Raw genomic sequence first — 21,362 nt, 5'->3', positions numbered from 1 at the left:
TTAGGGAGTTAGTTTTTTTTGTTTCAATTTTGATAGTTAAACTTGTTTTTTATAACAGTAATTGAGGGGTTTTGTATTTGTGAATTTTTAAGTGTTTTTGCGTAATTGCAGAGTTTTGTTTAATAAATTGTTAAATGTGTGGTTGAAAATAAAAAAATCGTTAAGGTTTTGTTTGTTATGCTGTTTGATAAGGTGTATTTTTATTTCAAAATAAATAGAGAGAATTAAAACCTAAATAGGAAGTTTTTTTTAATTAAATATTACGACAACCAAAAAATAAGAAAATTAAATAGAAGGGCTGTTTTTTCCTTTTTTTAGCTCTTAATATTAAACTCTAAATTTGTTTTTGTAATACTATGTCTTTGTTTTTTAATTGATTAATTTTATAGTGAAGACTTTGGTTTGAACGCCATAAAGAGAAAAAAAGATTGTTTCTTGGTGCATAACATTAGGTGTTTTGGATATTGATTTTAAAATCATAACAGATGGATTAAAAAAGGAATAAAAGCTAAAGGAACTATCATGAAAAAGAGTGTTTTGATAATGTTGGTAATTATTTTAAATACGCTGAATTCTTATTATGGCTATGGTCAGATGCGTAAAATTTATACTAAAATTGAAACCAAAAATGTATTGTATTTTAAAGTAGAGGAGGTTGTAAAGATGACTTTTGGGGGGACAACTACGCGTTATACGGTGTCTGATTTGAGTTTGATTAGTAAGGTTGAGTTGGGGCCGGATAATATCAGGATTATTACGCCAATCTATAAAGATCAAAATTACAAGAAGCGTTATTACATAGAGACAAAAAATATAAATACAATTTCAGAAAAAAATAGAGAGCCTACTAATCTTCTTGAAATAAGTATTGAAAGTGGTAAGATTGAAATTTCAGATAATGCCGAGATTGATCAGGAAACATTAGCGTTAGTGATAGGGAAAATCGCTAAAGTAGATGCTGCTCCTGTTGTTAAAACAGAAACAGGCGGAGAGAAAAGAGATTTTATTTTAATAAATGTTGTGTATGTTTACGAACGGGTACTTGAAAAAGGTTATAAATCGGCTTTCATGTTTAAAAAAGTAGCGGATTACTATTATTTTAAAAACCAAATGGACAAAGCGGCCAAATGGTACGAAGAGTTGTTTTCTATGGGTGATAATACTATAGAGTCTATGTATTATTATCGTTTTGGAAATGCATTGTTAAAAATAGGAAAAACAGAAAGAGGAAATACTATGATTGAAAAATTCAATCAATTGGTTGAATAATCTTGCTTTTTTCGTGTCTATTTGTTGATAACTTCCCTTTATTTTACTCTAAAAAAAAACTAAATTTGAAACTCAATTTTTGTGATTTCACAGAATTTTAATTCCTTCATTTACAGCTATGTATTTAATATTTGATACCGAAACAACTGGATTGCCTAAAAATTGGAATGCTCCAATAACCGATTCTGATAACTGGCCAAGATGTATACAAATCGCCTGGCAGTTGCATGATGATATGGGGAATCTTATCGAACATCAGGATTATTTGGTCAAACCAGAAGGATTTAATATTCCTTATGATGCCGAGCGCATTCACGGAATTTCAACTGAATTAGCAGAAGCAGATGGGATTTCTTTGAGTGAAGTTTTAGAAAAATTTAATATTGCATTAGGTAAAGCCAAATTTATTGTGGGTCAGAACTTAGGTTTTGATGTTAATATTATGGGAGCGGAGTTTTACAGAATGGGAGTCGATTCGCCTATGGCTTCGATGCCGGTTTTGGATACCTGTACAGAGGTAACAGCTAATTTATTGAAATTGCCCGGAGGTCGTGGGGGAAAATTTAAGCTTCCCACTTTAACAGAGTTACACGAATATTTATTCAACGTTCCTTTTGCGGAAGCGCACAATGCCACTGCCGATGTGGAGGCAACTACGCGTTGTTTTTTAGAATTAATTAAAAGAGAAGTTTTTACTAAGGAAGAACTGGATGTTCCGGCTTCTTATTTTCAAGAGTTTCAAAATAAGAATCCGAAAGAGATTCAACTCATCGGATTAAAACATATCAATTTAAAAGCGGCTTCGGATAAAATACGGGAGCAGCTGAAAAAATCAGAGCAAAACGTTTCGCAAACTACTATTTCGGTAGCGGATAAAGAGGGTTTCTCTGCAGCTAAGTTTGCGCATTTGCACAATCACACGCAGTTTTCGGTTTTACAATCCACAATTGGAATAGGGCCGTTAGTTTCAGCTACCGCTAAAAATGGTTTTCCAGCCGTAGCAATGACCGATACAGGCAATATGATGGGCGCTTTTCATTTTGTGAGTGCAGTGATGAATCACAACAAAGGAGCTTCGGCTAAAAATAAAGCTTTGGTGGAAGCCGGAGAAGAGCCAACAGAAACTGAAATAAAACCTATTGTAGGTTGCGAGTTTAATATTTGTGAAAACCATACCGATAAGTCCAAAAAAGATAATGGATATCAAGTGGTTTTGTTGGCCAAAAATAAAAAAGGCTACCATAATTTGGCTAAAATGGCATCCATTGCTTATGTAGATGGTTTTTATTATGTTCCTCGAATTGACAGAACAGTAGTTGAAAAGTACAAGGAAGATATCATGGTTTTGTCGGGGAATTTATACGGAGAGATTCCGAGTAAAATTCTAAATATTGGAGAAAACCAAGCCGAAGAAGCTTTGATTTGGTGGAAAGAGCAGTTTGGAGATGATTTCTATCTTGAAATCATGCGCCATAATCAGGAAGATGAAAACAGGGTGAATAAAACCTTGATTGAATTTGCTAAAAAACATAACGTAAAGTTAGTTGCAACTAATAATACCTATTATTTAAATAAAGAGGATGCTAATGCGCACGATATTTTATTGTGTGTAAAAGATGGTGAAAAACAGGCAACGCCAATTGGTCGTGGACGTGGTTATCGCTATGGATTGCCTAATCAGGAATATTATTATAAGTCGGGTGATGAGATGAAAAACCTCTTTGCCGATTTACCTGAGGCTGTGATTAATATTCAGGATATTGTGGATAAGGTCGAAATTTACTCTTTGTACCGGGATGTATTGCTTCCTAAATATGATATTCCTCAGGAGTTTGTTGATCCTGAAGATGAAAAGGATAATGGTGTACGAGGAGAAAATGCTTATTTGAGGCATCTAACCATGGAAGGGGCTAAAAGGCGTTATGGCGATATTACTCCCGATATTCAGGAGCGATTGGATTTTGAATTACTTACAATTTCCAATTCGGGTTATCCGGGTTATTTCCTGATTGTACAGGATTTCATTGCCGAAGCCCGAAAAATGGATGTTTCGGTAGGTCCGGGTCGTGGATCGGCAGCGGGTTCGGCGGTTGCTTATTGTCTCGGAATTACAAATATTGACCCTATTAAGTACGATTTGCTTTTTGAGCGTTTCCTGAATCCGGATCGTGTGTCCATGCCCGATATCGATATTGATTTTGATGATGAAGGTCGTGGTCGTGTAATGGATTATGTAATTAAAAAATACGGAGCTAATCAGGTGGCGCAGATTATCACTTATGGTAAAATGGCAACCAAATCGGCAATTCGTGATACGGCACGTGTGCTGGATTTACCACTTTTTGAAGCGGATAGAATTGCCAAATTGATTCCGGCTATGATGCCAGGTAAATGGAATCTGGCTCGTTTCCTTTCTGAATCAGAAGATGAGGTTAAAAAAGCATTAAAAGGTGCCGATGAATTTGAACTTGTAAAACAATTAATCGGAATTGCCAATGAAGATGATTTGGCTGGAGAGACGATTCAGCAGGCGAAGATTTTGGAAGGTTCGATGCGAAATACGGGTATTCATGCCTGCGGAGTAATTATTACGCCTTCGGATATTACCAATTATGTTCCGGTAACTACAGCTAAAGATTCCGATTTATATGTTACCCAGTTTGATAACTCGGTTGCGGAAAGTGCTGGATTGCTGAAAATGGACTTCCTGGGGCTGAAGACCCTAACTTTGATAAAAGATACTGTAAAACTGGTTAAGTATAGAACAGGAATTGAATTAAATCCGGATACTTTTCCCATTGATGATGAAGCAACTTATGCGCTTTTCCAAAGAGGAGAAACTGTAGGTATATTCCAATACGAGTCACCCGGAATGCAGAAATACATGAAGGACCTAAAACCAACAGTTTTTGGGGATTTGATTGCCATGAATGCTTTGTATCGTCCAGGGCCTTTAGAGTATATTCCTTCTTTCGTTAGAAGGAAAAATGGTGAAGAAGAAATCAAATACGATTTAGATGCTTGCGCGGAATATTTGTCAGAAACTTATGGAATTACGGTTTACCAAGAGCAGGTAATGCTTTTGTCGCAATCGTTAGCAGGATTTACAAAAGGTGAAGCCGACGTTTTGCGTAAGGCGATGGGTAAGAAGCAAAAAGATGTCTTGGATAAAATGAAGCCTAAGTTTGTAGAACAGGCTTCGGCAAAAGGGCATGATGCTACAGTTTTAGAGAAAATTTGGAAAGACTGGGAAGCTTTTGCAAGTTATGCCTTTAATAAATCGCATTCTACTTGTTATGCTTGGATTGCGTATCAAACAGCTTATTTAAAAGCACATTATCCTGCTGAATATATGGCGGCGGTACTTTCAAATAATATGAATGATATCAAGCAAGTTTCCTTTTTTATGGAAGAATGTAAGCGAATGGGATTGCAGGTTCTAGGACCATGCGTGAATGAATCCTATTATAAATTTACGGTTAACGATGAATATGCAGTACGTTTTGGGATGGGAGCTATTAAAGGAGTAGGAGCTGGTGCGGTAGAAACTATTGTGGAGAACAGAAAAAACGGCAAGTACAAGTCAATTTTTGATTTAGCTAAACGAATAGATTTGCGTGCGGCTAATAAAAAAGCGATTGAAAACTTAGCCTTGGCTGGGGGGTTTGATGCTTTTGAAGGAACAACTCGAGCCCAATATTTTCATGATGAAGGAGATGGAATTACCTTTTATGAAAAAGCCATGCGTTATGGTTCAAAGTTTCAGGAAAATGAGAATTCTTCGCAAGTAAGTTTGTTTGGTGAAAGCAGTGAAGTCCAAATTGCTGAGCCAGTGGTGCCGCCATGTGAGGATTGGAGTACTATGGAAAAACTCGCTAAGGAGAAAGAAGTTGTTGGGATTTATATCTCCGGTCATCCGCTGGACGATTTTAGATTTGAGATGAAATATTTTTGTAACGCCAAGCTAGAAGCATTAAAAAATCTAGAAGCTTATGTGGGTAAAACGCTCACTTTTGGTGGAATTATTAATGATGTACAGCATCGTGTGGCTAAGAATGGAAAAGGGTGGGCGATGTTCTCGCTGGAAGGATATGATGAGAGTTTTGAATTTAGAATCTTTGGAGAAGAATATTTGAAGTTTCGTCATTTTCTGATACAGAACAATTTTACTTTTATGAAATTAACGGTAAAAGAGGGTTGGATGAATCAGGAAACGGGTAAAAAAGGAGATCCTAGGATGCAGTTTGTGGAATTAAAGCAGCTGCAGGATGTGTTAGAATCTTTTGCTAAAAAGCTAATTGTTTTGCTGAATATTAAAGATTTGCAACCAGAATTTATTCATAAACTAAGTGCTCTTTTTAATTCAAATAAAGGGGATCATCAGGTAACATTTGAAGTAATGGAGCTAGAAAGGATTAAGAAGCTGGTAGAAACCGTTGCGGTTCTTGATGATAATGAGGATGTAGTTTTTGAGGATGATAATGAGGATGCAGAAGCTTCAGACATGTCAGAAAACAAAGCTGTTCAGGTAACTGAGGTAGAAGAAGTAAAGGTTGTGACCAAGTTAAGTATGGTAAGCAGAAGGTTGAAAATTAAAATTTCGACAGAATTGCTACAGGAGTTAGAAAAGTTACAGGTGAATTTTAAGTTGAATTAATGCATGAAATCCCTAGCCCTGATGGAAGCGGTATCCTTTAATGCCAGGTTTTGGCATTAAAGATAAAGCGAACAGCAGGAATGGCTACTGATAATAATTAACAATACATTTATAGGTAAAACTAATTTTGGAATGGTGTTTTGTTGGTTTTTAATTTCTAAATTTGCATAGTGTTTAAGGAATTAGACGTTAGATTTATAAACTTTAAATAAAGAAATATGGCATTAGCAATAACAGACGCTACTTTTGAAGAAGTAGTTTTGAAATCAGATAAACCTGTAATGGTAGATTTTTGGGCAGCATGGTGTGGTCCTTGTAGAATGGTTGGTCCAATCATTGACGAATTGAGTACTGAATACGACGGAAAAGTTGTTGTAGGGAAAGTAGACGTTGATGCAAACCAAGAATTTGCTGCAAAATACGGAGTGAGAAACATACCTACGGTATTGGTTTTTCATAACGGAGAAGTCGTAGGGAAACAAGTAGGAGTTGCTCCAAAACAAACTTACTCAGATAGTTTAGACGCATTGTTGTAATCGAGAGATTATAATTTATATGAGAAAAAGGTTTGACGAAAGTCAGGCCTTTTTTTTTGGTTTAAATCGAATTTAAGGATTTTGTTCTCTTTTTTCTTGTTTCTTTTTTCTATTGTTTTCAATCTTTTAATACATTTGAGAGATGAAGATCGAATCGCAAATAGAAAAAATATCCAGTTTCCAGCATTTGGAATTGTTGGCTAATCAGGTGGTGGAAGGTTTTATTTCGGGTATGCACAAAAGTCCGTTTCATGGTTTTTCGGCCGAATTTGCCGAACATAAAGTGTATAATGTAGGTGAAAGTACTAAACATATTGATTGGAAACTTTTTGCTAAAACCGATCGTTTGTATACCAAGCAATTTGAGGAAGAAACTAATTTGCGTTGTCATATTGTTATTGATAATTCGTCGTCAATGCATTATCCGAAATTAAAAGGGAATCAAAATTTTTATGAAAATAAAATTGGTTTTTCGGTTTTGGCTTCGGCTGTTTTGATGAATCTTTTAAAGAAACAAAGAGATGCAGTAGGACTGAGTGTTTTTTCGGATACTTATGAATATTATGCTCCCGAAAAAGGAAGTGACAGGCATCATCGTATGATTTTGAACGCACTTGAAAATGTTTTAAAAGAATCAGTTGTTAAAAAAAGTACCGATACCATTACTTATTTGCATCAAATAGCAGAGAAAATGCACCGCCGTTCAATGATAATTTTGTTTACAGATATGTTTCAAACGGGCGATGAGGATAGGTTATTGAGTGCTTTGCAGCATTTAAAACACAATAAACATAAAGTAGTTTTGTTTCATGTTTTTGATGGTAAAACCGAATTTAGTTTTGATTTTGATAACTCGCCTCGCAAATTTATTGATGTTGAAACGGGAGAGGAGATTTCGGTTTTTGCTGAAAATGTAAAGTCAGCATATAAAAAACAAGCTTCGGAATACTTTAAAAAGTTAGCTTTGAGTTGTGCGCAAAATAAAATTAAGTACGTTCCGGTAAGTGTTAGAGAGGATTTTGAAAAAATAATCTTGACATATTTAACTGAAAAACAAAAATTTGGATAAAGACTAGGAATTTTTTTTGTATTTTTTAATAAAAACACTTGTGTAAACAGAAATCTATTGTATCTTTGCCACCGCAATAAAGCAGAGGTTTGGTAGTTCAGTTGGTTAGAATACATGCCTGTCACGCATGGGGTCGCGGGTTCGAGTCCCGTCCAGACCGCTAATATTGGGAAAGCCTTTCGTAACAGAAAGGCTTTTTTTTCCACTATACGGTATCGAAAGCTAGTTGTGTTGTTTGGTTAGCCTTTGTAACGCTAACCGTGGTTTAGTAGTTAGACCAATGAAAAGCTTTTCACTTAATTGTGAATGGCTTTTTTGATTTAAGAGCATGATTTATTGCTGAAATCTTTTTTTAAAATTTATCTTGTTTTTAAATAAAATTATATTGTATATTTGCACTCGCAATAAAGCAGAGGTTTGGTAGTTCAGTTGGTTAGAATACATGCCTGTCACGCATGGGGTCGCGGGTTCGAGTCCCGTCCAGACCGCAAATTTTGCAAGAAGCCTTTCTTAACGGAAAGGCTTTTTTTATTCCAATAATCTATTAGAAAGTCAAAAACTGTTTCCTGCTTTCTTTTTATTTTAGAAAAATCAAAAAATGATTGTATTTTTATAAAATATTAGTTCAATTCAAACACACAACCTTGAAGCACTATTACTTTTTATTACTTTTTATTCTAATCACTTCCTGTCAATACTTCGAGAAGCAGGTGCCGTCTGAGAAAGAATTATTGCAAAAGGAATTGAAATCGATTAATTGGAAAGAAGTAGATGAATATCCCTCTTTTATAGATTGTGACAAATTAGAAGATAAAACCAAGCGTCAACAATGCTTTTTTACTTTTCTAACCCAACTTATACAGGAAAAATTACAAGTAGACACGCTTTCTATTTTGTATCCTGAATTGGATACCATTGAGGTAAAAGTGACTGTTTTTCCAGATTCCAGAATGCAATTTGAACCGCAGTTCCCTAAAGATTCTGTTGCTTACGATACCATTAAAATTGATAGTATTTTGCATGCTCGATTGGTTGATTTTCCTAAAGTAAATCCAGCTATCAAACAAGGAATTCCTGTAAAAACCCAATTCATTCTTCCTGTAATTATTAAAGTAGAATAGTTGTTTTAGAAGCTATTCCTGCTGTCCACTGTATCTTTTATACCGAACACCGGCATAAAAGGATGCCGTTCCCATCAGGGCTAAAACCGTCTTCCTTTCCATTCATATTTTCCAAATAAAGAATACAAAGCGACTCCAACACTAAAAAAAGGATACAACAAACTGCTTAACAAAAAAGAAGGTGTTTTGGTTTTTAAAAATTGATTTGTTTTGAGAATCAGAATAAAGTCAACAGTTAATTTTGATGCTAAAAGCAAGAATAAATATTGATTTTGGTTTCCAAATAAGCAAAAATAAATAGCCAATAGAAAAGCAATATTGCCAGCAAAAACGAGCAATCCTAATGCTTTTCCGAAATTACTTTGATATGAAGCCGTTTTAGAAGCCCAGCGTACTCTTTGGTAAAATAAAGATTTCCAATCATCCAAAGGTTTTGTACTTACAATGTTATTTTCCGATTTTAGATAATGCACTTTCTCTGGAAATTGTTTAATAGCTTTTTGAAGCAGAAAAACATCATCTCCGCTGGCAATGTTGTTGTTCCCTTCAAATCCGTGAAGTGCATTAAAAAAAGATTTGGTGTAAGCAAAATTAGCTCCATTGCACATGAAAGCTTTTCCTATCCCGAAACTGCCGATGGTTGCTCCTTGCAAACTAGCCAGATCCAATTGTTGAAAATGATGTAAAAAAGAATTTTTGCAATCATAAGTCACAGCTCCCGCAATCATAGCCACTTCATGCGTTTGAATGTAATTATCTAAACTTAAAAGCCAGTTTTCAGGAACTACACAATCCGCATCGGTGGTAATAATCCATTCGGTATTTATTTGTTTTATGGCTGTGGTTATTGCATCTTTTTTAGGAGAATAGGAAAGTCGAATATTGTCGATTATGGAAATCTGAAATCTACAATCTGAAGTCTGAAATTTGAAATCTGAATCATCATCTACTAAAACCACTTCAAACAAATCCATTGGGTAATTCAGTCTCGAAATACTTTCTAAAAGAATAGGTAAATTCTCCGCTTCATTCCGGAAAGGTACTACAATTGTAAAAGTGGTCTTTGGTTTTAAACTAATAGTATCATAGTTTTTTACTTTGGTAAAACCATAAATTAAAAGCAAAATGCTCGCTACATATACGCTCAATATGATGGTTAGCAGAAACATCATGCAATTTTTTCGGATTTGAAATTCAACACATAATAACTCCCAATAATTACCGGAATAACGACATTAAGAAACCACATCAAGGTGGAAATGAAAACCACAATCCATTCGTTTACACCTAAAATTCCAAAGAAATAAATGGCTACACTTCCTTTTACGGCAAAGTCTAAAAACTGAAAAGTAGGCAAAGAAGAAGCTAAAAAGTAAACGCTGGCGATGGTCGCTATAAGCGTGAGATAAGGCAAATGAACATCAAAAGCTAAAAATAGGAAATAGTATTGATGTGAAAAAACAAGATAGCGGCAAGTCCCTAAAAGGATGTTTTTTCGGTGAATGCTTTTCGGTATTTCGTTAATTTTATGAATGAGTTTTTCTATCGAATAGCCTTTAATCGTTATTTTTTTTATCGAAAAAAGCAAAGCGATAACAGCAAGCAATATTCCAAAAAGCAGCAAAACAGTTCTTGGAGTAATCACATTAAAAAGAGAATTAAAATACAGTAAACCAAATAATCCAAAAATTATGGTTAAAACCATTTGGATTCCGTTGCAAATTAAGTTTAGGAAAACTACTTTTTTGGCCTCTGATTTTTTGAAAAACAATGCTTTTCCAGCATATTCACCCACGCCGTTGGGCGTAAATAATCCCGCTGTTAAGGCAGCCAGTACTTGTTGAGTCGATTCGGCTGTTGATATTTTACGAATATGCTGTGCCAGATTTTGCCATTTCAGAATTTCAAAATACCGATTCAAAACACTCAGCGACAGGATAAAAAGAATCCCTGAAGCCGATTGATTTTTTTTGAATAAAACGATGAACTTTTGCCAGTCCAGTTGGTCGTTATTCGCCAATTGGTTGTGAATAAAATAAAAGGCGCCACCTACAATCAGAATTTTGATTAGAAGTACGAGGAATTGCTTAGTTTTGTGAGGAATTGAAATCATTGTTGCAAAGAAACGAAAACTTTAATTTTTGTTCTTTAATCTTTAAATAAATCTTTTGGCTAACGAACGCATCATATTAGGAATTGACCCCGGAACGACCATTATGGGATTTGGTTTGATACGCATTATCAATAAAAAAATGGAGTTCGTTCAGTTGAACGAATTACAATTATCTAAATATGATAATCATTATCAAAAACTAAAAATCATTTTTGAGCGTACTATTGAGTTGATAGATACCCATTGTCCTGACGAAATTGCTATTGAAGCTCCTTTCTTTGGGAAAAATGTGCAATCGATGCTGAAATTAGGTCGTGCACAAGGAGTGGCTATGGCAGCAGGACTTTCGAGAGGAATTCCCATTACAGAATACGAACCGAAGAAGATAAAAATGGCGATTACTGGAAATGGAAACGCCAGTAAAGAGCAGGTGGCAAAAATGCTGCAACAGCTTTTAGGACTGAAAGAGTTACCTAAAAATCTGGATTCTACCGATGGTTTAGCCGCTGCAGTTTGTCATTTTTTCAATTCCGGAAAAGTGGTAGCTGGCAAAAGCTATTCCGGTTGGGATGCTTTTGTGAAACAAAACGAAGAACGAATTAAAAAATAGTGTTCGGTATTTGCTGTTCTGTTTGCAGAACTGATTACAGACCACTGACTACTATAAAATGAGCGGAATCTACATCCATATCCCTTTTTGCAAACAGGCTTGTCATTATTGTGACTTCCATTTTTCGACTTCGATGAAAAAGAAGAATGAAATGGTTTTGGCTTTAGCCAAAGAAATTATCATGCGTAAAAACGAGTTTGAAAATGAGGTTATAGAAACCATTTATTTTGGAGGAGGAACGCCAAGCAGGTTGCAAATTGAAGATTTGAGATTGCTGATGGATTCGATTTATGAGAATTATAAAGTTAGCGATAATCCTGAAATAACATTAGAAGCCAACCCGGATGATTTGTCTGAAGAATATTTAATTGCGTTAAAACAAATAGGAATTAATCGTCTTTCTATTGGAATTCAATCTTTCTATGAAGAGGATTTGAAAATGATGAATCGCGCGCATAATTCGGCGGAAGCCAAAAAATGTTTAGCATTAGCTACAAAATATTTTGATAATATTTCCCTGGATTTGATTTATGGAATTCCGGGAATGAGTAACGAAAAATGGTTGCAGAATATAGAAACGGCTTTGGGTTTTGGAATTCCACACATTTCCAGTTATGCCTTGACGGTGGAGCCTAAAACGGCTTTGAATAAACTGATTCAAACGGGAAAAATTGCCGAACCCAAAGACGAAGTAGCTTCGGAACATTTTATGATTTTGGTAGAAACATTAGAAAAAAACGGATTTGTGCATTATGAATTATCCAATTTTGGCAAACCGGATTACTTTTCAAAGAACAATTCGGCCTATTGGTTGGGTAAAAAATACATCGGAATTGGTCCTTCGGCACATACTTACGATGGGATTTCCAGAAGTTGGAATATTGCGAATAATTCGCTTTATATTAAATCTATTTTAGAAAATCAATTGCCCAATGAAACCGAAAAATTATCTGTAGAAGACCGTTATAATGAATATATTATGACGGGATTGCGAACGATTTGGGGTGTTTCATTAGACAGAATTCAGAATGAATTTGGACAAGATTATTTGGATTATTTGGTAAAACAATCCCAAAAATTCCTGAATGATGAGTTGCTTTTTATTGAAAATGATATTTTGAGACCTACTTCAAAAGGAAAGTTTTTGACAGATGGGATTGCAAGTGATTTGTTTTATTTAAATTTGGAATAGTTTTAATTTAACCACTAAGATCGCAAAGAAGGCGCAAAGCACACAAAGCTTTGTGAACTTAGTGTAAACTTCGTACCCTTTGTGGTTAAAAACAATGATAGCATCAATAAATAATTTCCAAGTCGATTTATCAAAACCCATTGATATTTCTATTCCGTTGACGAATACGGATGAGAATCCTATTGCTTGGTATTTAGAAAAACCAGAAATAAAACCAGTCGTTTTTGGAGATTGGACTGGAAGTGTTAAAGAAGGGGCGTCGACCAACTTTAATAATATCGTCTTTAATCCCCACGCTCACGGTACACATACTGAGTGTTTGGGTCATATTACTAAAGATTTTTTTAGTATCAACCAATGTTTGAAAGAGTTTTTCTTTTTGGCAGAATTGATTTCGATTCAACCAGAGATTCAAGGAGAAGATTTGGTGATTACTTTGGATGTTATTTTGACGGCACTCGATCTGACGTTAAAAACAGGTATTCCAAAAGAAGCTTTAATTATGCGTACTTTGCCAAACTTGGAATCTAAAAAGCATAAAAATTATTCCAATAGCAATCCGCCTTATTTGTCCGAAGAAGCAGCGATTTTCATTCGCGAAAGCGGCATTCAACATTTATTGATTGATTTGCCTAGTGTAGACAAAGAGCATGACGAAGGAAAATTATTGGCGCATAAAGCATTTTGGAATGTTAAAGATGTGAATGATTTGAATGTTGATGCCCGATTGAATTGTAGTATTACGGAAATGATTTTTGTACCTGATGAGTTGCAAGACGGAAGTTATTTGTTGAATTTACAAATCGCTTCTTTTGAAAATGATGCCAGTCCAAGTAAACCCATTTTGTACAAAATATGATTAGCATTTCTACCGATAAAAATAAATTAGATGTTGCTTTTATTCAAGATTTTTTGAAGGATATTTATTGGGCAGCAGGTCGTACTATTGAAGAAGTGAAAACGACAATTGAGCATTCTTTTTGTTTCGGAATTTACTTAGACAATCAACAAATAGGTTTTGCACGAGTGATTACCGATTATGTAGTTTTTGCTTATTTGATGGATGTTTTTATTGATGAAAAACATAGGGGAAATGGCTATTCGTCACTTTTAATAGATGCTATGATGAATGAACCGGAATTACAAAACATAAAAATCTGGCGATTAGCTACTACAGATGCTCATTTTTTATACGAAAAATTTGGATTCAAATTATTGGCACATCCGGAGAAATTAATGGAAAAAATAATACTATGAACTTAGAAACTTTTTATGAATATTGTCTTTCCAAAAAAGGGGTTACGGAGCATTTTCCTTTTGATCAGGATACTTTAGTTTTTAAGGTGGGAGGAAAGATGTTTGCACTTTCGTCGTTAAAACAATGGGAATCAGGGCAACCGTCAGTTAATTTGAAATGTGATCCTGAGGTTGCTGTCGAGTGGAGGTTGCAGTTTGAAGCTGTTGAACCCGGTTTTCATATGAATAAAAAGCACTGGAATACAGTGGCTATCAATACTGATGTTTCGGATTCATTTTTAAAAGAAATGATTGACTGTTCTTATGATTTGGTTTTTAGTTCTTTAACTAAAATTGTTCAGGAAAGCTTGTTGGGTTAAATAAGATTTTTTGTAGTTATTTAGTGTTTTTTTGCTATTTTATTAGAATAGAAAAACAATAGTTCGTAAAATTTGTTTTTTAAATTAAATATTTTGATATTTGTGGTGTAAACGTTTACATTCTATCAAATTGTCAAATCTAAAAGCAGTAGCAGAGCATTCTAAGGTTTCTATAGCCACAGTATCTAGAGTCATCAATAATGATCCTAAGGTAAGTAAAGAAACTGTGCTTAAAGTTCAGGCTTCTATTGCGGCGCTGGAATATAAACCCAATCGTGTTGCTCAAAGACTAAGAAGTTCTAATGGCAAGACTAAATTATTAGGTTTGATTATTCCAGATATTCAAAACCCTTTTTTCGTTGATGTGGTAAGAGGAGTTGAGGATTATGCTTATGAGAATAATTTTGCTGTTATGATTGGGAATTTTGGGCAGGATGAGAAAAAAGAAAAGTTGTATTTGGATATTTTTCAATCTGAAAATATTGACGGTTTGATTGTGGCTCCTATTCATGGAAAAGACAAAGGAATTGAAAATCTGGTTAAGAAAAACATTCCTGTTGTTTGCATTGATAGAGGGTTGACAGATATTGATGTAGATGTTGTAAAAGTAGATAATGAACAAGGCGCTTATAATGCCATTAATCATTTGTTGACTAATGGTCACAGACGAATTGCTTTTATTTCGGGTAATTTTAAAATTCCAACTTATATCGAACGTATGGCGGGCTATAAAAAAGCTCTTGAAGGACACGGTGTTCCTTTTGATGAAAGTTTAGTTTTTGCCAGAAATACAGATTATAAAAGTGGATTTGAAATTGCTAATAAAATTTTAGAATTGGAACAAAGACCAACAGCTATTTTTTCAGGAAATAATCTGTTGACTTTAGGAGCGCTAGAAGCCATTCATGCTCAAAATATTAGAATTCCGGAAGAGATTTCGATAATTGGTTTTGATGATATGCCTTGGTCTATTTCGTTAAATCCACCATTGACTGCTGTTCGTCAACCAGGTTTTGATATGGGAAGAAAAGCGGCTGAGATGCTATATGAAAGAATGGTAAATCCAATTAAGAAAAAAGAAAATATTATTTTGAAAACTGAATTGATGCTTAGGAAGTCTACTACTCGTATTGAGTAGTTTTTTTTAATTTAAAAATGTAAACGTTTACATTTTTAATTAAAGCTTTTTTTGAGGATAAGAAGTTGTTAGAGAGTGCTTGGTGTTAAAAGAGAAAGAATGAAAGAAATTGTAATTTTAAATCCTAATCGTGTCGTTTTCGGGGAGGGAAGTATGCAGCGATTTGTTGATGATTTTGTAGAAAAAGGTTTTAAGCGAATGTTTTTGCTGAGTATAGCAGAACTTAAAAATGCGTTAAGCCCTTTTTTAGATGCATTACAATCACAAGGAGTTGAAATTAGCATTAATGAATCGATTGTTGGTGAACCAACATTTGAAGATTTTAATAAAGTGTTGTTTGAAGCAAAAGCTTTTGGTGCGGATAGCATTGTAGGAATTGGAGGGGGAAGTGTTTTGGATGTAGCTAAATTAGTAGCAGCTCAATTAAAAAATAACCAAACCTTAGAGGAAATAAAAGGAATAGGAAATCTTAAAGAAAGACAAGTTTATGTAGCCTGTATCCCAACAACTTCCGGGACAGGAAGTGAGGTTTCGCCAAATGCTATTTTTGTAAACGAATTAGGGGAGAAAGTAGGGATTATTAGTCCGTATTTAGTGCCGGACGCTGCGTATATTGATCCTGTTTTAACCATTTCTTTGCCAAGAAGTATTACGGCTGCAACAGGAATTGATGCCTTAACGCATTGTTTAGAAGCATATACCAATAAATTTGCACATCCTTTTGTGGATTTGTATGCTTTAGAAGGGGTACGATTGATTGCTAAATACCTAAAAAGGGCTTGTGATAATGGAGCTGATTTAGAAGCCAGAGCGCAGGTTGCTTTGGGAAGTATGTATGGCGGAATGTGTTTGGGGCCTGTAAATACAGCGGCTGTTCATGCGTTGTCCTATCCCTTGGGGGTAGAATATCATATTCCACATGGATTGTCTAATGCCTTGTTGTTGCCTTATGTGATGGAATATAACATTGAAGCGGACGTTAGTAAATATGAGCGAATTGCGGAGGTTTTAGGTGCTGAAAAGAAAAGTACTTCAAGGGAAACAGCTTTAGAAGGGGTGAAGATTTTGAAACAATTAATTATCGATTGTGGTTTACCGATAACTTTAGGTCAAGCAGGAGTAAAAGAAGATTCTATTCCTCAGTTGGCAGAAGGAGCCATTAAAGTACAACGATTGTTGAAAAACAATATAAGAGAAATAGGGGTTGAAGACGCGGTTGCTATTTATAAAGCCGCTTTTTAGTACAATAAAAAATGAAAAATAATAAAAAATATAGTGGAGTAGTGGTACCAATGGTAACTCCATTGCGTACTGACAAAAGTATTGATTTAGAAGCTGTAAGTGTCTTAGTAAATCATTTAATTGAAGGGGATTGTCATCCTTTTGTTTTAGGAACTACAGGTGAATCGAGTTCAATTACTTTTGAAAGTAAAGTAGCCTTAGTAAAAAAAACAGTTGAAGTTGCTAAAGGAAAAGCAATGGTTTATGCTGGAATTTCAGGAAATTCATTCCAAGAATCTTTAGATCAGGCAGCTCAATATACAGCTTTGGGAGTTGATGTTTTAGTAGCGCACGTACCTTACTATTATCCGCTAAATCAAAATCATATTTTAAATTATTATCAGCAATTAGCTTCGGCAGTTGCATTGCCCTTGATTGTTTATAATATGCCGATGACAACAAATATGTCTATTGACCTTGAAACTGCAGATGAATTAAGTAAGCACCCAAATATTGTGGGTTACAAAGAATCAGAAAGAGGCGAAGAACGTATGGCTAAAGCTATTGGACTTTGGAAAGACCGTGAAGATTTCGCTTATTTATTAGGTTGGGCAGCCAAATCTTATGAAGGATTGTTGCTTGGTGCAGATGGATTAGTGCCAAGTACCGGAAACTTAACACCACAGTTGTACAGTACTATTTACAAGAGTGTTTTGGCTGGTGATAATGAATCAGCACAAAAAGCGCAGGAGAAAAGTGATGTGATTTCAAAAATTTACCAAGAAAATCAAATTTTGTGTAATGCCATTCCAATTCTAAAATGTTTGTTAGCTAAATATAGTCTTTGTACAAAAGAGGTATTGCTGCCAATGATTGCTGTAAGCGAAGAGAATGAAAGAATTGCATTTGAAAAAATAGATAATTACGGAACGGATTTAAAAAGTATAAACAGTATTGCATAATGGAGAGTAGAAAGCCAATATTAGGGATTACCATGGGAGATCCCGCTAGTATAGGACCTGAAGTAGCTGTAAAAGCTTTGTTAGATCCAAAAGTTTATGAAGTAAGCCAACCCGTTTTAGTTGGTGAAGCTGATGTGTTTGAGCAAGCTATTGCTTTTTGTGGTTTGGATTTAAAAGTGAATAGAATTTCAAAAATTGCCGATGCCAAATTCGAAAAAGGTACAGCTGATGTTTTTGATTTGAATTATATGAATATCGCCGATTTAAAAATGGGCGAAATCACTGCTGAAGCGGGTGATGTTGCTTTTAGAACAGTGGTTAAAAATATTGAATTGGCTTTAGCTGGAGAAATTGATGGAACCGTTACAGGACCAATCAATAAAGAGTCGATTCAAAAAGCAGGGCATGTATTTGCAGGGCATACTGAAATTTATGCGCATTATACAGATACCAAAAAATACGGAATGTTATTGGTAGAAGAAAACTTAAGAGTGATTCACGTTTCTACACACGTTTCGTTAAGACAAGCTTGCGATTTGGTTAAAAAAGACAGAATCCTTGATACTATTGCTCTTATTGATGATGCTTGTAAAAAGCTAGGAGTTAAGAATCCTAAAATTGGAGTTGCAGGATTAAATCCGCATGCCAGTGACGGAGGACTTTTTGGTTGGGAAGAAGAACAGGAAATTCTGCCAGCAGTTCAAGAGGCGTTAAAAAGAGGTTTTAATGTAGAAGGTCCAATTCCAGCCGATACCTTGTTTCCAAAGGCTATTGGCGGTGTTTATGATGGTTGTGTGGCTATGTACCACGATCAAGGACATATTCCATTTAAAACGGTTGGTTTCAACTGGGATCAGTCTAAAGGACAAATGAAAAGTGTAAGAGGAGTGAATATTACATTGGGATTGCCAATTATTAGAACTTCTGTAGATCATGGTACTGCAATGGAAATTGCAGGAAGAGGAATAGCTAGTCCTGATGCAATGGTTCTAGCGATAGAATATGCTGCACGATTACATAAAAATAAACAAGATAATCGATAGGAAGATGATAGCGGTTATATCAGATGATTTTACAGGTGCTGCCGAAATAGGTGGAATTGCTCTTCGTAACGGTTTTAGCGTTACGATAGATACAAGTGTAAACGTAAATTACAGCTGTGATGTTTTAGTTATCGCAACAAATACGAGGTCTTTGTGTAAAACAGATGCTCAAAAACAAATCAAAGAAGTTACAGAAGAATTACTTAAATTACATCCCGATTTTATATATAAAAAAACAGATTCTTTATTAAGAGGAAAGATTGGAGATGAGTTGGACGTTCAATTGTCAGTTTCAGGAAAGAAAAAAGTACTCTTAGTTCCTGCTAATCCAGCCATGAATAGAACCATTGTTGATGGTGTATATTATATCAATAAAATTCCATTGATGGAATCTAAATTTTTCGGAGAGGATTTCGATAAAGGAACTACTTCTAATGTGCTTGATATGATTGGGAATGAGTACAGAGACCAATCTTTTTCCATTTCTTTGGGACAAAAAATTCCTCAGCATGGTTTTATAATAGGCAATACACCTACAAATGAAGATTTGATGGGATGGGCAAATATTATAGATGATAGCATGTTGCCTGCTGGAGGTGCAAGTTTTTTTAATGCTATTCTAAAGAAAATTCAAAAAGAAAAACAACAAAATCCAGTTGCTTTAAATTTTGGTAAGAAAGCAATGTATGTATGCGGAAGTAATCATTTACCAAGTAGGGAGGTGGTTAGAAAAGTAAAAAATGCTGGTGGAAGTGTGTTGTATATGCCAAAGTCCATTTTTTGTAAAGAAAATTATAATGACATTATTCAGGATTGGGCTAGTCAGATTATCGTAGAAATAGAAAAAGCAGATAAGGTTATTATTGCCATTGATAGCTTAGATTGTAATGAAGTAGATAATCTTCCGTCTAGAATCAAAGCTGTATTTGCTACAGTAGTAAAAAAAGTGGTTTCAAAAGTAAAAGTGGAAGAATTATTGATAGAAGGAGGAGCAACAGCTTATGCTATAATTGAACATTTAGAATACAAAAAGTTTTTTCCTGAGCAAGAATTAGCCCAAGGAGTAATAAGAATGAAAATAGAGCAAGAAAAGGAAATGCATTTAACCCTAAAACCAGGAAGTTATCAATGGACTGAGTCTGTCTGGAAATTTTAATTTTTATAAATTATGAATGAAGCTTCGTTACATTTTATTGATTATCTCATTATTGTATTGTCGTTGGTGCTTACTTTTTGGGTAGGTGTTCGATTTTCAAAAAAAAATACCAATACACAACAATATTTTGCCGCAGGAGGCGATGTTCCTGCTTGGGCAATTGGAATGTCAATTTTTGCAACATTAATCAGTAGCGTTACATTCTTAGCTTATCCAGGTGAAGGATATAAATCCAATTGGATTCTTTTAGTACAGGGATTTATGGTCCCTATTGTGCTTATCTTTTCCATTCGGTTTATTGTGCCTTTATATCGTAATGTTATTGGCCTGAGTGCTTATGAATATTTCGAAAAGAGATTTGGTTATCTGGCTCGGGTTTACGGTTCTTTAGGTTTTATTTTTGCTCATTTCTCTAAAATGGGTTCAGTTTTGTTTCTTTTGGCTTTAGCCTTGTCTTCTATGACAGGTGTTGATGCCTTAGCCATAATTTGGGTCATAGGGATTGCTATTATCTTTATTACACTTTTTGGGGGAATGGAAGCAGTAATTTGGCTAGATGTAATTCAAGGGTTTTTATTGATTTTAGGAGGGATTTTAGCTATTGGAGTAATTCTTTTTAAAACCGATGGAGGTCTGGGAGAAATAGTAAATTATGCTGTAGATCACAACAAAATAGGTTTTGGTCCTTATGATTTTGATTTTGTAAACCTTACTTTTTGGGTTATGGTAATCAATGGTATTTTTTATGCCATTCAAAAATACGGTGCTGACCAAACTATTGTTCAGCGTTATCTAACTGCTAAATCAGATAAAGATGCCATCAGAGCATCTATAATGGGAATTGTAATAACAGTTCCTGTTTGGACCGTTTTTATGTTTATAGGTACGGCTTTGTTTTCTTTTTATGCTTTACATCCAAGTTTAGCTTTGCCTGAAGGAATTAAACCTGATGCTGTTTTTCCTTATTTTATAACTACGCAATTGCCTCCAGGTTTGGTTGGCTTAATTCTGTCAGCGTTGATTGCAGCGGCCATCTCTAGTTTAGATGCCGATTTGAACTGTTTAGCGGCAGTAGGAGTAGATGATTATTATAAAAGAATCAAGCCTAATAGTTCAGGAATGCAACAACTTCGAATGGGTAAAATTTTAGTAGTTGCAGCAGGATTAGCTTCTATTTTAGTGGCAACAGTTTACGTATATTCTGGAGAAAATGAAGGGATCCTATCTACAGTTTTTATGTTGTATGCTATTTTTTCAGGTGGAATTGCAGGGATGTTGCTACTGGGACTTTTTGTAAATAGAGCCAATAGACAAGGTTTGAATGTTGGAATTGTGGCCTGCATCCTATTTACAGGTTTTGCTTTATTGACATCTACTTCAACAGGTTCAGGTGAGAATAAGAAGCTGCTTTTAGATATGGGGGCTTACAATTTTACACAACACAAATATATGTTAGGAGTTTATAGCCATTTTGTATTGTTTTTTGTAGGCTGGATTGCTAGTTATTTCTTTCCAAAGGAAGCTGTGCCAACTAATTTAACTTATTACGGATATTTAGAGAAAAAAAGAAAGGGATTGATCTAATTTCATTTCTAAAAAAATAAAAAAAGTCTTAGTTCGTTTACCGAAAACAACTAAGACTTTTTTGTTTATTTTTAT

Annotated in this window: 18 protein-coding genes and 2 tRNA genes; 18 read left to right on the top strand and 2 right to left on the bottom strand. The window is 34.8% G+C overall.

The features are described from left to right. Window positions 1-522: 522 nt before the first annotated feature. From AC4FRF_RS11090 to AC4FRF_RS11060, 7 genes are all read left to right on the top strand, one after another. Window positions 523-1,269, top strand: coding sequence for a tetratricopeptide repeat protein (locus AC4FRF_RS11090; RefSeq protein ID WP_491159609.1), 747 nt, complete (start codon window positions 523-525; stop codon window positions 1,267-1,269). Between the two features lie 118 nt (window positions 1,270-1,387). After that, window positions 1,388-5,926 (top strand): DNA polymerase III subunit alpha, encoded by a 4,539-nt coding sequence (gene dnaE / locus AC4FRF_RS11085; RefSeq protein WP_491159607.1) that lies wholly within the window; start codon window positions 1,388-1,390, stop codon window positions 5,924-5,926. 218 nt (window positions 5,927-6,144) lie between these two features. Next, complete coding sequence (gene trxA / locus AC4FRF_RS11080) at window positions 6,145-6,462, top strand: thioredoxin (RefSeq protein WP_491159605.1); 318 nt, start codon at window positions 6,145-6,147, stop codon at window positions 6,460-6,462. Between the two features lie 142 nt (window positions 6,463-6,604). Next, window positions 6,605-7,531 carry a DUF58 domain-containing protein gene (locus AC4FRF_RS11075; RefSeq protein ID WP_491159603.1) on the top strand — a complete coding sequence of 309 codons (927 nt, stop codon included), beginning with the start codon at window positions 6,605-6,607 and terminating at the stop codon, window positions 7,529-7,531. A gap of 86 nt (window positions 7,532-7,617) precedes the next feature. Continuing rightward, window positions 7,618-7,691, top strand: a tRNA-Asp gene (locus AC4FRF_RS11070). A gap of 254 nt (window positions 7,692-7,945) precedes the next feature. Beyond that, window positions 7,946-8,019, top strand: a tRNA-Asp gene (locus AC4FRF_RS11065). Window positions 8,020-8,175: 156 nt separating this feature from the next. Further along, window positions 8,176-8,652 carry a hypothetical protein gene (locus AC4FRF_RS11060; protein WP_491159601.1) on the top strand — a complete coding sequence of 159 codons (477 nt, stop codon included), beginning with the start codon at window positions 8,176-8,178 and terminating at the stop codon, window positions 8,650-8,652. Window positions 8,653-8,732: 80 nt separating this feature from the next. Here AC4FRF_RS11060 and AC4FRF_RS11055 read toward each other — a convergent pair whose 3' ends face one another. Further along, window positions 8,733-9,824, bottom strand: a complete 1,092-nt coding sequence (locus AC4FRF_RS11055) for a glycosyltransferase family 2 protein (protein WP_491159600.1) — start codon at window positions 9,822-9,824, stop codon at window positions 8,733-8,735. Continuing rightward, complete coding sequence (locus tag AC4FRF_RS11050) at window positions 9,821-10,765, bottom strand: hypothetical protein (RefSeq protein WP_491159598.1); 945 nt, start codon at window positions 10,763-10,765, stop codon at window positions 9,821-9,823. The genes AC4FRF_RS11055 and AC4FRF_RS11050 overlap by 4 nt, the downstream gene beginning before the upstream one ends. Before the next feature lie 55 nt (window positions 10,766-10,820). On the opposite strand from AC4FRF_RS11050, the gene ruvC reads away from it, so the two are divergent. The 11 genes from ruvC to AC4FRF_RS10995 all read left to right on the top strand — a co-directional run bounded on the left by ruvC (window position 10,821) and on the right by AC4FRF_RS10995 (window position 21,287). Further along, window positions 10,821-11,375, top strand: a complete 555-nt coding sequence (ruvC, locus tag AC4FRF_RS11045; protein ID WP_491159596.1) for a crossover junction endodeoxyribonuclease RuvC — start codon at window positions 10,821-10,823, stop codon at window positions 11,373-11,375. A 58-nt stretch (window positions 11,376-11,433) separates the two neighbouring features. After that, window positions 11,434-12,567, top strand: a complete 1,134-nt coding sequence (gene hemW / locus AC4FRF_RS11040) for a radical SAM family heme chaperone HemW (RefSeq protein ID WP_491159595.1) — start codon at window positions 11,434-11,436, stop codon at window positions 12,565-12,567. Between the two features lie 94 nt (window positions 12,568-12,661). Then, window positions 12,662-13,426 (top strand): cyclase family protein, encoded by a 765-nt coding sequence (locus AC4FRF_RS11035; protein ID WP_491159593.1) that lies wholly within the window; start codon window positions 12,662-12,664, stop codon window positions 13,424-13,426. Further along, entirely contained in the window at window positions 13,423-13,824 is a 402-nt protein-coding gene (locus AC4FRF_RS11030) for a GNAT family N-acetyltransferase (RefSeq protein WP_491159591.1), read from the top strand. The genes AC4FRF_RS11035 and AC4FRF_RS11030 overlap by 4 nt, the downstream gene beginning before the upstream one ends. Continuing rightward, window positions 13,821-14,183: an MmcQ/YjbR family DNA-binding protein gene (locus AC4FRF_RS11025; protein ID WP_491159589.1), complete on the top strand. Its 363-nt coding sequence runs from the start codon at window positions 13,821-13,823 to the stop codon at window positions 14,181-14,183. The genes AC4FRF_RS11030 and AC4FRF_RS11025 overlap by 4 nt, the downstream gene beginning before the upstream one ends. Before the next feature lie 130 nt (window positions 14,184-14,313). Then, entirely contained in the window at window positions 14,314-15,321 is a 1,008-nt protein-coding gene (locus AC4FRF_RS11020) for a LacI family DNA-binding transcriptional regulator (RefSeq protein WP_491159588.1), read from the top strand. A 99-nt stretch (window positions 15,322-15,420) separates the two neighbouring features. Beyond that, complete coding sequence (locus AC4FRF_RS11015; protein WP_491159586.1) at window positions 15,421-16,563, top strand: iron-containing alcohol dehydrogenase; 1,143 nt, start codon at window positions 15,421-15,423, stop codon at window positions 16,561-16,563. 11 nt (window positions 16,564-16,574) lie between these two features. After that, entirely contained in the window at window positions 16,575-17,504 is a 930-nt protein-coding gene (locus tag AC4FRF_RS11010; RefSeq protein ID WP_491159584.1) for a dihydrodipicolinate synthase family protein, read from the top strand. Beyond that, entirely contained in the window at window positions 17,504-18,547 is a 1,044-nt protein-coding gene (pdxA, locus tag AC4FRF_RS11005) for a 4-hydroxythreonine-4-phosphate dehydrogenase PdxA (RefSeq protein WP_491159582.1), read from the top strand. Before AC4FRF_RS11010 ends, pdxA begins: the two co-directional genes overlap by 1 nt. Window positions 18,548-18,551: 4 nt before the next feature. Continuing rightward, window positions 18,552-19,703, top strand: a complete 1,152-nt coding sequence (locus tag AC4FRF_RS11000; RefSeq protein WP_491159580.1) for a four-carbon acid sugar kinase family protein — start codon at window positions 18,552-18,554, stop codon at window positions 19,701-19,703. 12 nt (window positions 19,704-19,715) lie between these two features. Continuing rightward, window positions 19,716-21,287 (top strand): sodium:solute symporter family protein, encoded by a 1,572-nt coding sequence (locus AC4FRF_RS10995; protein WP_491159578.1) that lies wholly within the window; start codon window positions 19,716-19,718, stop codon window positions 21,285-21,287. Window positions 21,288-21,362: the final 75 nt, after the last annotated feature.

The sequence above is a fragment of the Flavobacterium sp. ST-158 genome, assembly GCF_058309975.1.
The sequence above is the reverse complement of the archived record's forward strand: the minus strand, read 5'-3'. Positions and strand labels throughout refer to the sequence as shown.

What these genes read in the sequence shown, in the direction of transcription:
- AC4FRF_RS11050 (WP_491159598.1), bottom strand. Translation starts at nt 10,765, where the DNA reads ATGATTTCAATTCCTCACAAAACTAAGCAATTCCTCGTACTTCTAATC.
- dnaE (WP_491159607.1), top strand. Translation starts at nt 1,388, where the DNA reads ATGTATTTAATATTTGATACCGAAACAACTGGATTGCCTAAAAATTGG.
- AC4FRF_RS11030 (WP_491159591.1), top strand. Translation starts at nt 13,423, where the DNA reads ATGATTAGCATTTCTACCGATAAAAATAAATTAGATGTTGCTTTTATT.
- trxA (WP_491159605.1), top strand. Translation starts at nt 6,145, where the DNA reads ATGGCATTAGCAATAACAGACGCTACTTTTGAAGAAGTAGTTTTGAAA.
- AC4FRF_RS11055 (WP_491159600.1), bottom strand. Translation starts at nt 9,824, where the DNA reads ATGATGTTTCTGCTAACCATCATATTGAGCGTATATGTAGCGAGCATT.
- hemW (WP_491159595.1), top strand. Translation starts at nt 11,434, where the DNA reads ATGAGCGGAATCTACATCCATATCCCTTTTTGCAAACAGGCTTGTCAT.
- AC4FRF_RS11025 (WP_491159589.1), top strand. Translation starts at nt 13,821, where the DNA reads ATGAACTTAGAAACTTTTTATGAATATTGTCTTTCCAAAAAAGGGGTT.
- pdxA (WP_491159582.1), top strand. Translation starts at nt 17,504, where the DNA reads ATGGAGAGTAGAAAGCCAATATTAGGGATTACCATGGGAGATCCCGCT.
- AC4FRF_RS11035 (WP_491159593.1), top strand. Translation starts at nt 12,662, where the DNA reads ATGATAGCATCAATAAATAATTTCCAAGTCGATTTATCAAAACCCATT.
- AC4FRF_RS11015 (WP_491159586.1), top strand. Translation starts at nt 15,421, where the DNA reads ATGAAAGAAATTGTAATTTTAAATCCTAATCGTGTCGTTTTCGGGGAG.
- AC4FRF_RS11090 (WP_491159609.1), top strand. Translation starts at nt 523, where the DNA reads ATGAAAAAGAGTGTTTTGATAATGTTGGTAATTATTTTAAATACGCTG.
- AC4FRF_RS11000 (WP_491159580.1), top strand. Translation starts at nt 18,552, where the DNA reads ATGATAGCGGTTATATCAGATGATTTTACAGGTGCTGCCGAAATAGGT.
- AC4FRF_RS11010 (WP_491159584.1), top strand. Translation starts at nt 16,575, where the DNA reads ATGAAAAATAATAAAAAATATAGTGGAGTAGTGGTACCAATGGTAACT.
- AC4FRF_RS10995 (WP_491159578.1), top strand. Translation starts at nt 19,716, where the DNA reads ATGAATGAAGCTTCGTTACATTTTATTGATTATCTCATTATTGTATTG.
- AC4FRF_RS11075 (WP_491159603.1), top strand. Translation starts at nt 6,605, where the DNA reads ATGAAGATCGAATCGCAAATAGAAAAAATATCCAGTTTCCAGCATTTG.